Origin of the sequence: Rhodopila sp., assembly GCF_035548095.1 — a bacterium.
Taxonomy (GTDB): domain Bacteria; phylum Pseudomonadota; class Alphaproteobacteria; order Acetobacterales; family Acetobacteraceae; genus Rhodopila.
Window position 1 is genome coordinate 146,010 of record NZ_DASZUV010000030.1, and the last position, 13,634, is coordinate 159,643.

Here is a 13,634-nt window from a genome sequence, read left to right on the forward strand (position 1 = left end):
CTGTCGTGATGATCGGTGGTGGTTTGGGGTCGTGTGGGCGGGTATCTTGCCGCCTTCTTGTAGGGTCCTTTCCGCTGTCGGGCGCGGGAGGCTAGCAGGCGGCGCCGTCCAACTTGGACGGCGATGGCCAGATACAACGCGTGAGTATGGGGACGATTTTCTCTTGAACATGACCAACCGTGGCCGCGGACGCCCGAACCGGCGGCGCGGCTTCGACGATGATTTCGCCTACGACCGTGCCCCGCCTGGCGACATGCCGCGATCCGCACCGTCCTGGCCCTCTTCGGCCGGTTTTGGACCGGAGCATGACGCGACAGTCAAATGGTTCAATCCCGAAAAGGGATTTGGCTTCGTCGCCCTGTCCGACGGATCGGGGGATGCTTTCCTCCACGCCAATACCCTCAGCCAATCCGGCCATAATGCGGTCAGCCCCGGCGCTACGCTGCGCGTGCGGATCGGCCAGGGCCAGAAGGGCCGTCAGGTATCGGAAGTCCTCTCGGTAGATGAGAGCACGGCAACCCCGAACGCCCCGCGTTCCGGTCCGCGGCCGGGTGGCTTCGGAAGCGGCGGCGGCGGTGGCAGCAGCGGCCCCCGTCGCGGTGCGCCAACCGGCCCGTCGGTCGAGATGCAGGGGACGGTGAAGTGGTATAATGCCACAAAGGGCTTCGGCTTCGTCGCCCCGGCGGAAGGCGGCAAGGACGTGTTTGTGCATGCCTCCGCGCTGCAACGCGCCGGTGTGATGCAACTTGCCGAAGGCCAGACCATCTGGATGGACGTCGTGCAGGGTGCCAAGGGCCCCGAGGCAGCCTCGATCCGACTGAGCTGACGCCTCTTCCGGCAGCGGCGCCGCCGCAGCCGATCGGCAAGAAACAAGCGGCCGGATCCTCGTGATCCGGCCGCTTTTCGCATGAGTGGCCTGGTTTCCCGCACCATGCTCCGACAAGCGCCGCGCTGGCACCCTGGCCGGACCGCGGCTAGAATCACGCGGCGGCAGACAGCGCGCGCCATTCTCGGCGCGCCATTCGAGGGACATCATGAGCGGTATCAATAATCTGCGTCGTTCCATCGTCCTCAAACGCCGGCCTAAGGGAGAACCATCCGCCGCCGACTTCGACATCATTGAGGAGACGATCCCCAACCCCGATCCAGGGGAAGTGCTGACCCGCACGCTTTGGCTCTCGATCGATCCCTACATGCGTGGACGCCTGCGCGAGGAGCAGACCTACGCCGCGGGAGTCCAGATCGGAGAGGTGATGACGGGCGAGACCGTGGGGCGGGTCATGGTGTCGGGCGATCCGCGCTTTCACGCGGGCGATTTCGTGGTGGGCGCGCGGGGTTGGCAGACGCACACGATCAGCCAGGCCGACCAACTTACGAAGATCAGTGCCGACGCCGCTCCGTTGTCGACCTATCTGGGTATTCTGGGGATGCCGGGTGCGACAGCCTATGCTGGCGTGACCGAGATCTGCAAACCGAGGCAAGGCGAGACATTCGTCGTTTCCGCGGCATCCGGTGCCGTGGGCTCCGTCGCCGGCCAACTGGCGAAGCGCGCGGGTGCTCGGGTCGTCGGGATTGCGGGAGGCGCGGAGAAGTGTCTGTGGGCGCAGGACAAGTTGGGCTTTGATGACTGCGTCGACCATCGTTCACTCGATCTGCAGCGGGAACTCCAGACCGCGTGTCCGAACGGGATCGACTGCTATTTCGAAAATGTCGGCGGCGCCGTGCAGCAGGCGGTGTTCAATCTGCTGAATCCGTTCGCCCGTGTCGCGATGTGCGGCATGGTGTCCCAGTACAATGCGCAGGAATTTCCACCCGGACCGAATCTGGGCTTTGTCGTCGGCAAGCGCGTGCTGATCCAGGGCTTCATCGTGACCGACCGCCCGGAGCGCCTCACCGAATGGCGCGCCATGGCGGAGCCGCTGGTGGCCGATGGCAGCCTGGCCTATCGCGAGGACGTCATCGAGGGACTGGAGAACGCACCGGACGCCCTGGCAGGTATTCTGGATGGGCGGAATTTCGGCAAGCTGCTGGTTCGGGTCGCGCATGAGGCGGACTGAACAGGCGCCGGCAGGATGGGAGGAGAGACGATGAAATTCGGTGCATCGATGTTCTTCACCGACTACTCCATCACGCCCGCGCAGATGGCGACGGCGATGGAGGAGCGTGGCTTCGACACGCTATGGGCGCCGGAGCATTCGCACATCCCGGTCAGCCGCAAGACGCCGTTCGTGCTGGGTGGCGATCTGCCGAAACGATACTACGACGTGATGGATCCGTTCGTGACCTTGTCCGTCGCCGCGGCGGTCACCAGGACTCTCCGCCTGGGCACCGGCGTTTGTCTGGTGGCGCAGCGTGACCCGATCCAGCTCGCGAAGCTGGTGGCGTCGATCGATCAGGTTTCCAATGGCCGGTTTCTGTTTGGGATTGGCAATGGCTGGAACCAGGACGAGATGGAGAATCACGGCACGGTCTTCGCAACGCGGCACAAGCTGGCGCGTGAGCGGATCGAGGCGATGAAGGAAATCTGGACCAAGTCGAAGGCCGAATATCACGGTGAGTTCGTCAACTTCGATCCGGTGATGGCCTGGCCGAAGCCCGTGCAGAAACCGTTTCCGCCGATCCTGGTCGGGGGAGCCTTTCCCTATTCCGCCCGCCGCGCCATCCGCTACGCCGATGGTTGGATGCCGCAGGTGACCAACGCCAAGGCGGCGCCGTTGACCGACGTGATACCCCGGTTCCGGCAGATGGCCGAAGAGGCCGGCCGGGATCCGGCATCGCTGACGATCATCATTGGCGCGCAGCCGCCCGACCGCGGATTGATCGAGAGATACGCCGCGCTGGGTGTGGAGATGGTCTACCCAAGCCTGCCTTCGGAACCGGCGGATAAGATATTGCCGATGCTGGATCAGTGGGCTGCACTGAAGCAGCGCATGCAGGCATGACTGCCGTACGGTAAGGACTGTGCAGAATCCATCGGCGTGCTAAGAACAATTTGCCTGTGACAATCAATCAAGGGAGGGTCGAATGGCACGTGTTGCACTGGTAACGGGCGGGACCAGGGGGATTGGCGCGGCGATCAGCAAGGCCCTGAAGGCACAGGGACGGCAAGTCATCGCGAATTACGCCGGCAACGACGCGGCGGCCGAGGCCTTCACGAAGGAGACCGGTATTCCGGTCATCAAATTCGATGTCAGCGATTTCGGTGCCTGTGAGGTCGCGTTGGCCCAGATCACCAAGGAACACGGTCCGATCGAGATCCTGGTGAACAATGCCGGCATCACCCGTGATTCCACGTTGCTGCGGATGCGGCGCGATATGTGGGATGCGGTGATGCACACCAACCTGGGCTCATGCTTCAATCTGTGTAAGCTGACCTTCGAGGGAATGCGGGACCGGAAGTTCGGCCGCATTGTGAATATCGGCAGTATCAATGGCCAGGCCGGCCAGTATGGTCAGGTCAATTACGCAGCGGCCAAGTCGGGCATCCACGGATTTACCAAGGCGCTCGCGCAGGAGGGTGCGCGCTATGGCATCACCGCCAATGCGATCGCGCCTGGCTATGTCGACACAGAAATGGTCCGCGCCGTACCTGGCGAGGTGCTGAAGAAGATCGTGGCGAAGATCCCGGTCGGACGCCTGGGCCATGCCGAGGATATTGCCCGCGGCGTGGCTTTCCTGACCGCCGACGACGCCGATTTCATTACGGGATCGACGCTGTCGATCAACGGCGGCCAGCACATGTATTGATCGGTCCGGGCCGGGGCGCCACCGAGCCGCTCCGGCCCTGGCCCTTTCCATCCGCGGGGTTGCGAGTCATCATCTTCCTCAACCAGCAAGGAGGAGGATCGGATGAACGCGCCTGCCAACACCATCTACCGCCATCTGACCGTCGAAAAGATCGCCGGCGCGGGTGGGGCGGAGATCAGCGGCGTCGATCTGTCAAAGGACGTGCCGCAGGACGTTCTGGCGGAAATCCGTGCGGCGCTGCTGGACAACCTGGTGATCGTGTTCCGGAACCAGGAGTTGACTCCGGATCAGCAACTCGCTTTCGCCCGCAAATGGGGTGAGATCCATCTGCATCCATTCATGCAAGGGATGCCCGACTATCCGGAGATCCTGGCGATCATCAAGCGCCCGACCGATAAGAAGAACTTCGGCGGTTCCTGGCACACCGACCAGATGTTTGCACCCAGTCCGGCCATGGGGACCATGCTATACGCGAAACAAGTGCCCTCGGCCGGCGGCGACACGCTGTTCACCAATCAGTACCTTGCCTATGAATCGCTATCGGACGGCATGAAGGCGCTGGCGCAGAAGCTGCGCACGGTTTGCGTGGGCGACAATTTCAAGCAGGCCGATGGCCGGTCGCGCAAGGACCGCTATGCCGACACCATGAGCGAGATGAAGGTGAAGGATCCGGGCAATGTACAGACCACCAGCGTCCACCCGCTGGTCCGTACGCATCCCGAGACGGGGCGCAAGGCGCTGTACATCGGCGGCCACGTTCAGCATTTCGACGGCATGACCGACGAGGAAAGCCAGCCGCTGATTGATTTTTTCATGAAACATTCGGTTCGGCCGGAATTCACCGTGCGTGTGCGCTGGCAGCCGGGCACGCTGACGTTCTGGGACAATCGCTGCACCCAGCATTTCGCGGTCAACGACTACCCGGCCGAGACCCGGATCATGCACCGCATCACGATTTGTGGTGATCAGCCGTTCTGATTTCCGATGCGCAGGCAGCATTCGTGGAGGGGCTGATCCGCATGCCGGGCCAAAGCCCCGCATGCGACGCCGTCACAGGTCCGGTCTGCACCGTGCTCTTCGAACGCGGCGTGGAAGGCGGCCTTCGCTGTCGCTGTGACGGCAGGGACGGCCGCTGCCCCCTCAGGCCGCGCGGCCCAGATAGGCCTCGATCACCGCCGGATTCTGCCTCACCGCCTCAGGCGTGCCGTCTGCGATCTTGCGGCCGAAATTGATGACCACGACCTTGTCGGAGACCGACATCACCAGGCTCATGTGATGCTCGACCAGCAGGACGGTCACAGCCTGCAGATCCCGCAAACGGCGGATCTGGTTTTCCAGCACATGGACCTCATCGTGGTTCAGGCCCGCAGCAGGCTCGTCCAGCAACAGCAGCTTGGGTTCAGCCGCCAGCGCGCGCGCCAGCTCGACGCGCTTGCGAATCGGAAAGGGCAGTCCCCCGGCGGTGTGGTTGACGTAGGGGTCCAGGTTCATGAAGTCGACCAGTTCCATCGCCTTGCGGCGGGCGGCGGCTTCTTCCCGTCCCACCCGGGGAAGCCGGAAGGCGTCCGTGACGAAGCCTGACCGGGTCTGACTGTGCCGGCCCACCAGGATGTTCTGCAGAACCGTCATGCGGTCGAACAGGGCGACATTCTGGAAGGTGCGTCCCAGCCCCACGGCCGCGATACGGTGGCGGGGCACGGCCAGCAGTGACGACCCTTCAAACAGGATTTCGCCTGCGCTGGGCTGGTACAGGCGGCTCAGGCAGTTGAACAATGTGGTCTTTCCAGCCCCGTTCGGACCGATCAGGCCGGCGATCTGTCCTGACATGACGTCGAAGCTGACGTCATCCAGCGCCACCACGCCGCCGAAACGCAGCGTAATGCCGCGGACCGACAGCAGCGGATTCGATCGATCGGACATGCGCCTGGCGAGCCTCCCGGTGGTGGGCCGTTCCCTCGGCCCTTGACCGCGGCACTCTATGGATGCGCCGCGCGCTCTACAAGCCGGCGTGCGCATGCCGTAAGCTCCGCGGATGGGAACATTCAGCTTCGATCACGTCCATATCCGTGCGCACGATCCCGACGGGATGGGCCGGTTCTTTGAGACGATGTTCGGCGCCGAGGTCCGCCGCGGCACCTATCCGCCGGGAACCCTTTATCCGGGCCAGATGCGCGTGCTGATTCAGGCAGGCGGGCAGAAGATCCTGGTGGCGCCGGCGCATCCGCACGATCCGATGACGCCGGCGCCGGCATTTCCCTACTATGGCATCGAGCATATCGGCTTCACGGTTCCGGACCTGGATGCCGCGATCGTCGAGTTGCGGGCGAAAGGCGCGGACGTGGCCATCGGTCCGCTGACCCGGGATGCCGGCACGTATCTCGCGTTCATCCGGGGGCCGGAAGGCATCATGGTCGAACTGGTGCAGGACCGCTCCTCTTCGTAGCAAAAACAAACTTCCATGCCCGGGATAAGGGAAAATATTTACCCTCCTTTGCTTCAGGTCTTGCGCTGAGGGAGAAAACGGCTCTTTTGGCGCACTTTGTGAGTGAGGAGACATCTGTGACCTTCGCCCTGACCCGGCGCGCGCTTGGCGCCGCCGCCCTTGCCGCGCTGGCCGTTCCGGCTCGTGGCGCCGCCCCGACCGAGATTCGGATCGACTGGGCAACCTACAATCCGGTCAGCCTGGTGCTGCGCGATCAGAAGCTCCTGGAGCAGGAATTCGCCAAGGATGGCATCGCCATCCGCTGGGTACAATCGGCCGGATCGAACAAGGCGCTGGAATTCCTGAACGCAGGCTCATTGGATTTTGGCTCCACGGCGGGAGCGGCCGCGCTGATCGGCAAGGTCAACGGCAACCCGATCAAGTCGATCTATGTCTATTCCCGGCCTGAATGGACGGCGTTGGTCGCCCAGAAGAGCAGCCCGATCAAGACGGTCGCGGATCTGAAAGGCCAGCGTATAGCGGTGACGCGGGGGACCGATCCGCATATTTTCCTGATCCGGGCGCTGGCGGGCGCCGGCTTGTCAGAGAAGGACGTGAAGCTGGTGCTGCTGCAGCATCCCGACGGACGAACGGCGCTGGACCGCGGCGATGTCGCGGCCTGGGCCGGGCTGGACCCGATGATGGCCGCCGCGGAGGTGGAGAACGGAGACCGGCTATTCTACCGCAACCCCGACGCCAACACCTGGGGCATCCTGAACGTCCGCGAGGAATTCGCGTCAGCCAACCCGGAGATCGTGCGTCGTGTCCTTGCCACCTATGAGAAGGCGCGGCGTTGGTCGGTGGAACATCCGGCGGAGTTGCAGGCGGCGCTGGTGACCGCCACGAAGCTGCCGGATGCCGTGATCGCGCTGCAATTGCAGCGAACGGATATCTCCAGCGGACATATCGGACCGAAGCAGGCCGAAACGATCATCGCTGCCGGCAAGGCGCTGCAGCAGGCCGCTGTGCTGGCGGCGGACCTTGATATTGCCGCGACCACCGGCGCGATGATCGATCCCTCCTTCGGGAACGCCATTGGCGCATGAAGCTGCCGGACTGGCTGGTGGGATTGATCATCCCGATCGCCTTCGCGGTTGCGTGGGAGTTGGCGGTACGGCACGGCCTGACACCGGGCCGGTTGATGCCGCCGCCATCCCGCCTCGCCCAGACGGCATGGACCCTGGCCCGTTCCGGTGAGTTGTGGACGCATGTCGCCGCCACCATGCAGCGGGTGCTGCTGGGCTTCCTGATCGGCGCGGCGGCGGGGACGCTGTTCGGGATGCTGTGCGGCGCCAGTACCTGGGCGTTGCGCTTGCTGGATCCATCCATCCAGGCGTTGCGGGCGATCCCGTCGATCGCCTGGGTGCCGCTGTTCATCCTGTGGCTGGGGATTTTCGAAACCTCCAAGCTCGCGCTGATCGCATTGGGGGTATTCTTCCCGGTCTATCTCGGCCTGCTGACCGCGATCCAGGGCGTGGACCGCAAACTGGTCGAGGTCGGACGGGTATTCGGCCTGTCCCGCTGGGGGATTGCGCTGCGTATCACCTGGCCGGCCGTGATGCCGGTATGGGTCGCCTCGCTGCGGACCGGGCTCGGTCTCGGCTTCATGTTCGTGGTGGCGGCCGAACTGATGGGTGCATCCGAAGGGCTGGGGTATCTGCTGCTGGACGGACAGCAGATGGGCCGGGCGGATTCGATCCTGGTGGCCATGATCGTCTTCGCATTGCTTGGGAAGGCCTGCGACAGCGCCGTGGTGCACGTCACCCGCCCCGTCCTGCGCTGGCAGGACACGCACAGGCTGTCGCTATGACGGCACTGCACATACGCGGCCTGGGCAAGACCTACGCCGATGGCACCGAAGCACTGCGCGGTGTCGATGTGCACGCCGATGACGGGGAGATCGTGGCGATCTTGGGCGGGTCGGGCTGCGGCAAGACCACGCTGTTGCGGCTCATCGCTGGTCTGGACAAGCCTTCCGTCGGGGCGATCAGTGTCGATGGTCAGGCGTTGCTCGGCACACATCCCGCCATCAGTGCGGTGTTCCAGGAGCCAAGGCTGTTGCCGTGGCTGAGTGTGTCCCGCAATATCGCCTTCGGTGGCAAGCGGTTGCCGAAGGCCGAGCGCCAAAGCCGGGCCGACTCGCTGCTGGCCCGCATCGGCCTGCCTGCCGCCGCGAAACGCTGGCCGCGTGAGTTGTCGGGCGGTCAGCAGCAACGTGTCGCCATTGCCCGCGCCCTGATCGGGCATCCCGGCGTGCTGCTGCTGGATGAACCATTCTCGGCGCTGGACCCATTTACGCGTGGCACGCTGCATGATCTGGTATTGGATCTGTGGCGCGAACTGCGGCCGACCATCCTGATGGTGACCCACGATATCGAGGAAGCAGTGGTGCTGGCAGACCGGATCGTGGTGATGCGTCCCCATCCCGGCCGGGTGCAGGAAGTGATGGCGGTGGATTTGGCGCGCCCACGCGACCGGCTCGCTCCGGCCTTCGATCTGATGAAGCGGAACGTGCTGCGGGCGATCAATCGGTCCCTGGCGGAAGATCCCGCGCGGCGTGTCGGTGAGGGTGGCGTGCCGGCCTGGATTTGAACCAAATGCAACGGCGGGTTGCCGAGCCCCCTTCCGTCGGGGCCTTACCGGTTATATTGATCCGGCATCATTGATGGGCGCGATCGCTATGCCTTGCCTCGAGACCGTCGGACATTCTGGATGGGTTGGCTTTATCCAAGGATGCCGGCCGTGGACCGGACGCCGTGATGAGGCGTCCCATGCCGGATGATGGACCGCTGCCCATCCCTCAGCCGATTACCACGCCCCATACCGGCGCGGCGATCTTTCTGACGCTGACGATCAGTCCGGACGCCGAAGCTCCCGCCGTGGTGCGTGATTTCTGCAGCGCGTTGAGCGGCCTGGTGCGCACGACCGGCTCACGGGAACCGGAAGCGGGGCTGACGTGCGTCATGGGGATCGGCTCGAATGCCTGGAACCGGCTGTTCAGCGGTGCCCGTCCGGCAGAGCTGCATCCATTTCGGGAATTCCGGTCGGGTAGCCGCCACGCCATGGCAACGCCGGGCGATCTGCTGTTTCATATCCGCGCGACCCGCCCCGACCTGTGCTTCGAGCTCGCGGCGCTGATCATGACAAGCCTCGGCGGGGCGGTGTCGGTCGAGGATGAGGTGCACGGGTTCCGCTACTTCGACTGCCGCGACCTGACCGGTTTTGTGGACGGCACCGAAAATCCGCAGGGCCAGGAAGCCATCGATGCCACCCTGATCGGCGACGAGGACCCGGTCTTCGCCGCCGGCAGCTACGTCATCGTGCAAAAATATCTGCACCACAGGGAAGCGTGGGAAGCACTGCCGACAGAGCAGCAGGAACGCATCATTGGTCGCACCAAGCTGCAGAATGTCGAGCTGGATGACGCGACGAAGCCAAGTTGGGCGCACAACGCGCTGACGGTGATCGAGGAGGATGGCGAGGAAAAGGCAATCCTGCGCGAGAACATGCCGTTCGGCCGGCCGGGCCATGGCGAATTCGGCACCTATTTCATCGGCTATTGCCGGACACCGCGGATCACCGAGCTGATGATCGAGAACATGTTCGTCGGGCGTCCGCCCGGGAATTACGACCGGCTGCTGGATTTCACCCATCCGGTGACCGGTTGCCTGTTCTTTGTCCCCCCCGCCACGTTTCTGGATGCGGTCCCCGCCTCCCCCGATGCCGCGCTGTCCGCTCGGCCATCGATACCGGCATCACCGGCGGCATCCGTTGGCTCACTGGGCATAGGCGCCCTCAAAGGAGAACCCAGGCATGAATAACCTGCACCGCGAGCTTGCGCCGATCTCCGACGCAGCCTGGGCCCAGATCGAGGAGGAGGCGGCCCGCACCTTCAAGCGCCACTTGGCCGGCCGCCGGGTGATCGATGTCATCGGACCATCGGGATTTGCGACGTCGGCCGTGGGCACTGGCCATATCCGGCCGCTGGACCCGCCCGGCACGGGGATCAAGGCGAACCAGCGGGACGTGCAGGCGATGGTGGAATTCCGGGTGCCGTTCGACCTCGACCGCCAGGCGATCGATGACGTGGAACGCGGCGCAAACGATTCCGACTGGCAGCCGGTCAAGGATGCCGCCAAGGAGCTGGCCTTCGCCGAAGATCGGGCAATCTTTGAAGGTTATGCGGCCGGCGGTATCGGCGGCGTTCATGCGGCGCTCAGCAATCCGGCCCTGACCCTGCCCGCCGATGTGCGGCGCTATCCCGAGGTGATCGCCAAGGCGCTGACGGAACTCCGCCTGGAAGGCGTCGACGGGCCTTACGTCCTGCTGCTGGGGGCCGAGGCCTATACCAAGCTGTCATCCGGCGCCGATAACGGTGAGCCAGTGTTCGACCGTGTAGCTCGCATGGTGAAGGATCAGGTGCTTTGGGCCCCGGCCCTGGCTCTGGCTGGCGGCTACGTGCTGAGTGCGCGTGGCGGTGATTTTGAAATGCATATCGGCCAGGATGTCTCGATCGGTTATCTGAGCCACACCGACAGCAAGGTCACGTTGTACCTGCAGGAGACGTTTACCTTCCTGATGCTGACGGCCGAGGCGGGCGTGGCGCTCCGGCCGCCGGAGATCATGGCTTCGGCACCGGCCTAGCATCCGGGCTCGGCGGGCGTGGGTCCCCGATCTGGCCACGCTTCGCCGAGCCCGGATGCGCCGATACGAGCCTGTCCGCCCGATCCGACGCCCGGTCATCGAGGACTCCGCATGAACCACCATCCACGCGGTTCGCTGTTTCCGGCTTCTGCGCTGACCGGGAGCGGGCTGGGCATGCTGTGGGGCCAGACGACGTTCGAGGAGTGTGTCGCCACAGACCGCCTCAGCCCATGGTGTGCACGGCGGCGGGCGTGATCTCATACATCACGCGCACATCCTTTGGATTGTGCCAGGGATAGGTATCCTTCCCCAGGTATTTCTTGGCAAGGCTGTCGATATGGGCGACCGCGCCATTCGTCGTTTCCTTCGTCACCGTCCCGCGAATCTGTATGTGGCGATAGGGATTGTCGGGATCGACGATCGATAGAGCGACCTTCGATCCTTCCGACATGTTGCGCGCCTTCACCCGGCCTTTGGCCGTATTCACCCGAACCGTGCCGTTCGTGTAGTCGAACCACACCGGCGTAACCTGCGGTGAGCCGTCGGGCTGGATGGTAGCCAGGTGGGCCAGTGCCTTCTTCCGTGTCAGCAGGTCCAGATAGGCGGCGGGGACATCTGCCATTGCGCTCTCCTGTGCGGCTGGTCCGCCTGGGAGATTGGGGTGGTCCCGCTAGCCGGCAAGCGCCAGCTTGGCGACCGATGCCAGGAACCCCGATGCAGCCGGAAGGATATCGTCGTTGAAGTCGTAGTTGGCGTTGTGCAGATCGCGGCCGCCCTCGGCGGGTCCGTTGCCGATCCAGACGAACGCGCCCGGCTTGCGTTCCAGGTACCAGCAGAAATCCTCCCCGGTCATGGCCGGCGGCAGGTCGCGCCGCAGCGGCAGCCCGGCGGCCTGGACGGCATCGGCTGCAATGTCCCGCTCCGCTGGCGAATTTTCCGTGACAATGTTGCCGCGCGGGATCTCGACGTCGATCTGCACGCCAAAGGTGCGGGCAATGCCGTCGGCGATGCGATGGATATCCGCCTCCACCTGGTCACGTACAGTGTTGCGCAGGGTGCGCATCGTGCCGCGCATCACGGCCCTGTCGGGGATCTGGTTGGCGGCGGAGCCGGCCTGGATAGTCGCCATGGTCAGCACGGCGCTGTCCAGCGGGTCGACCGAGCGGGAGACGATTGTCTGCAGCGCGAGCAGGAGATGCGCGGCGGCGATCATCGGATCGCGCGTCTGGTGTGGCATGGCGGCATGGCCGGAATGGCCGGTCACGGTCAGGTAGACGCGGTTGCCGGCCGCCATGACCGGGCCGTCATGCACCGCGACCGTGCCGGCCTGCAGCCCTGGCCAATTGTGGTAGCCGAAGATGCGCTCCATCGGGAACCGCTCGAACAACCCGTCGGCGATCATCGACTTGGCGCCACCGCCGCCCTCTTCGGCTGGCTGGAACACCAGGTGCACGGTACCGGTCCAGGAAGCGTCCGCCGTCAACAAGGCGGCCGCTCCCAGAAGGGAGGTGGTGTGTCCGTCATGGCCGCAGGCGTGCATCACGCCGGGATTGGTGGACATATGCGGGACACCGCTGGTTTCCTGAATCGGCAGCGCGTCCATGTCCGCCCGCAGGCCGACGCTGCGGTTGGAGTCGCCGCGTGAGATCGTGGCCACCACACCATGGCCGCCGATATTCGCCTGGAAGGGAATACCCATCTCCCGCAGCCGGTCCTGCACGAAGGCGGCGGTGTTCTGTTCATGCAGCGTCACTTCCGGATGGGCGTGGAGATGCCGGCGCCATCGCGTCAGCGTCTCATGCAGGGCCTTGTCCATCGCTGCGGTCATGAAGGCGGACGCTAACGGGTTGCCGGTGGCGCGGCAACGGTCAGGCGCACCGGTGGAACGGTTTCTCAGACCGGACTATAGCGGAACGGTAAGCATTCCGGGTCGGAAGCGCCCCCAAGAAGAGGAGTGTGCCGCATGCGTGGTCTGATCCTGGCCGCCGGCCAAGGCGCTTTTGCCCAAGCGGGCCTGCCGCCGGTCATGACCGCCCTGGCTGGTAAGACCCTGCTGGAGCGCCAGATCGCCGCGCTGCGGGCCGGCGGTGTGGCGGAAATCGGCGTGGTTCGCGGCTATTGCGCCGACGCGATCGTGGTCGCCTCCGAAGTGACGTGGTTCGATCATCTCCGTTGGAAGGAGACCGGCGATGTCACCGCCTTGCACGCGGCGTCGGAGTGGCTGCGTGGCGGCACCGTCATCGTCTGTGACGCCAATATCTTTTATCGGCACGAACTGGTGCACATGATCGGTACGGTTCGCGGTGCGCTGGTGGTCGGGTATGACCGCAAATGGGGTGATCTGTGGGCACGCCGGTTCTCCGATCCGCTTGCCCATGTGGCTGCATTCCGGCGCGGCGCGGCGGGCAACCTGATGGATATCGGAGGCGTGGCTGAGCGGCCGGCGGAAGTGCAGGGGCAGCCAATGGGCGTAGTGAAGTTCACGCCAACCGCCTGGCAGGCAGCGGAAACCCTGCTGGACGCGTTGGGGGACAAGGAGCAGGGCCGCCTGGATATGACCGCTCTTCTGCGCCAGTTGCTGCAGGCCAAGACGGTCGCGGTCGGTACGGTCGGCACCGACGGTCAGTGTGGCCGGATCGACAGCGCGGATGACCTGGCTCTTTATGAGCACATGGTCGCGACCGGTGAGCTGGTTCTGGAAGGCTGACACGAGCGGGCCCGGCCGCGAAAGCCGAGCCCCAGGTGATTGTTTATTGTCCTG

The 13,634-nt window shown here is 64.6% G+C and carries 15 protein-coding genes and 1 pseudogene; 13 read left to right on the forward strand and 3 right to left on the reverse strand.

Annotation, left to right across the window (positions count from 1 at the left end; all coding sequences use genetic code 11):
• Positions 1-253: 253 nt before the first annotated feature.
• From VHC04_RS23155 to VHC04_RS21730, 6 genes and pseudogenes are all read left to right on the forward strand, one after another.
• Positions 254-481: pseudogene (locus VHC04_RS23155) on the forward strand (cold-shock protein); the annotation flags it as partial.
• Between the two features lie 144 nt (positions 482-625).
• The gene (locus VHC04_RS23160) at positions 626-826 is read left to right on the forward strand and encodes a cold-shock protein (protein ID WP_413789129.1); all 201 of its coding nucleotides are present in this window, start codon (positions 626-628) and stop codon (positions 824-826) included.
• 208 nt (positions 827-1,034) lie between these two features.
• Positions 1,035-2,057, forward strand: coding sequence for an NADP-dependent oxidoreductase (locus VHC04_RS21715; RefSeq protein ID WP_325684826.1), 1,023 nt, complete (start codon positions 1,035-1,037; stop codon positions 2,055-2,057).
• Positions 2,058-2,087: 30 nt separating this feature from the next.
• Complete coding sequence (locus VHC04_RS21720) at positions 2,088-2,942, forward strand: LLM class F420-dependent oxidoreductase (protein WP_325684827.1); 855 nt, start codon at positions 2,088-2,090, stop codon at positions 2,940-2,942.
• A gap of 82 nt (positions 2,943-3,024) precedes the next feature.
• Positions 3,025-3,747, forward strand: a complete 723-nt coding sequence (gene phbB, locus VHC04_RS21725) for an acetoacetyl-CoA reductase (RefSeq protein ID WP_325684828.1) — start codon at positions 3,025-3,027, stop codon at positions 3,745-3,747.
• Positions 3,748-3,849: 102 nt separating this feature from the next.
• Positions 3,850-4,725: a TauD/TfdA dioxygenase family protein gene (locus tag VHC04_RS21730; protein WP_325684829.1), complete on the forward strand. Its 876-nt coding sequence runs from the start codon at positions 3,850-3,852 to the stop codon at positions 4,723-4,725.
• A 162-nt stretch (positions 4,726-4,887) separates the two neighbouring features.
• Here VHC04_RS21730 and VHC04_RS21735 read toward each other — a convergent pair whose 3' ends face one another.
• Positions 4,888-5,667 carry an ABC transporter ATP-binding protein gene (locus VHC04_RS21735; protein ID WP_325684830.1) on the reverse strand — a complete coding sequence of 260 codons (780 nt, stop codon included), beginning with the start codon at positions 5,665-5,667 and terminating at the stop codon, positions 4,888-4,890.
• Positions 5,668-5,779: 112 nt separating this feature from the next.
• Between VHC04_RS21735 and VHC04_RS21740 the strand changes: the two genes are divergently transcribed.
• The 6 genes from VHC04_RS21740 to VHC04_RS21765 all read left to right on the forward strand — a co-directional run bounded on the left by VHC04_RS21740 (position 5,780) and on the right by VHC04_RS21765 (position 10,873).
• A complete protein-coding gene (locus VHC04_RS21740; protein WP_325684831.1) occupies positions 5,780-6,190 on the forward strand; it encodes a VOC family protein in 411 nt (136 codons plus the stop codon).
• A 116-nt stretch (positions 6,191-6,306) separates the two neighbouring features.
• Positions 6,307-7,275, forward strand: coding sequence for an aliphatic sulfonate ABC transporter substrate-binding protein (locus VHC04_RS21745; protein ID WP_325684832.1), 969 nt, complete (start codon positions 6,307-6,309; stop codon positions 7,273-7,275).
• Positions 7,272-8,039 (forward strand): ABC transporter permease, encoded by a 768-nt coding sequence (locus VHC04_RS21750; RefSeq protein ID WP_325684833.1) that lies wholly within the window; start codon positions 7,272-7,274, stop codon positions 8,037-8,039. Before VHC04_RS21745 ends, VHC04_RS21750 begins: the two co-directional genes overlap by 4 nt.
• On the forward strand, positions 8,036-8,821 hold the full coding sequence (locus VHC04_RS21755; protein ID WP_325684834.1) for an ABC transporter ATP-binding protein: 786 nt from the start codon (positions 8,036-8,038) through the stop codon (positions 8,819-8,821). The genes VHC04_RS21750 and VHC04_RS21755 overlap by 4 nt, the downstream gene beginning before the upstream one ends.
• Positions 8,822-9,000: 179 nt before the next feature.
• Positions 9,001-10,050, forward strand: coding sequence for a Dyp-type peroxidase (locus tag VHC04_RS21760; RefSeq protein WP_408903848.1), 1,050 nt, complete (start codon positions 9,001-9,003; stop codon positions 10,048-10,050).
• The gene (locus tag VHC04_RS21765; RefSeq protein WP_325684835.1) at positions 10,043-10,873 is read left to right on the forward strand and encodes a family 1 encapsulin nanocompartment shell protein; all 831 of its coding nucleotides are present in this window, start codon (positions 10,043-10,045) and stop codon (positions 10,871-10,873) included. The genes VHC04_RS21760 and VHC04_RS21765 overlap by 8 nt, the downstream gene beginning before the upstream one ends.
• Before the next feature lie 223 nt (positions 10,874-11,096).
• On the opposite strand, the gene VHC04_RS21770 is transcribed toward VHC04_RS21765, so the two are convergent.
• Together VHC04_RS21770 and VHC04_RS21775 are read right to left on the reverse strand one after the other, a co-directional pair.
• Positions 11,097-11,495 (reverse strand): PPOX class F420-dependent oxidoreductase, encoded by a 399-nt coding sequence (locus tag VHC04_RS21770; protein WP_325684836.1) that lies wholly within the window; start codon positions 11,493-11,495, stop codon positions 11,097-11,099.
• A 48-nt stretch (positions 11,496-11,543) separates the two neighbouring features.
• Positions 11,544-12,689, reverse strand: a complete 1,146-nt coding sequence (locus VHC04_RS21775) for an amidohydrolase (RefSeq protein WP_325684837.1) — start codon at positions 12,687-12,689, stop codon at positions 11,544-11,546.
• A gap of 147 nt (positions 12,690-12,836) precedes the next feature.
• Between VHC04_RS21775 and VHC04_RS21780 the strand changes: the two genes are divergently transcribed.
• On the forward strand, positions 12,837-13,580 hold the full coding sequence (locus tag VHC04_RS21780) for an NTP transferase domain-containing protein (protein WP_325684838.1): 744 nt from the start codon (positions 12,837-12,839) through the stop codon (positions 13,578-13,580).
• Positions 13,581-13,634 lie beyond the last annotated feature (54 nt).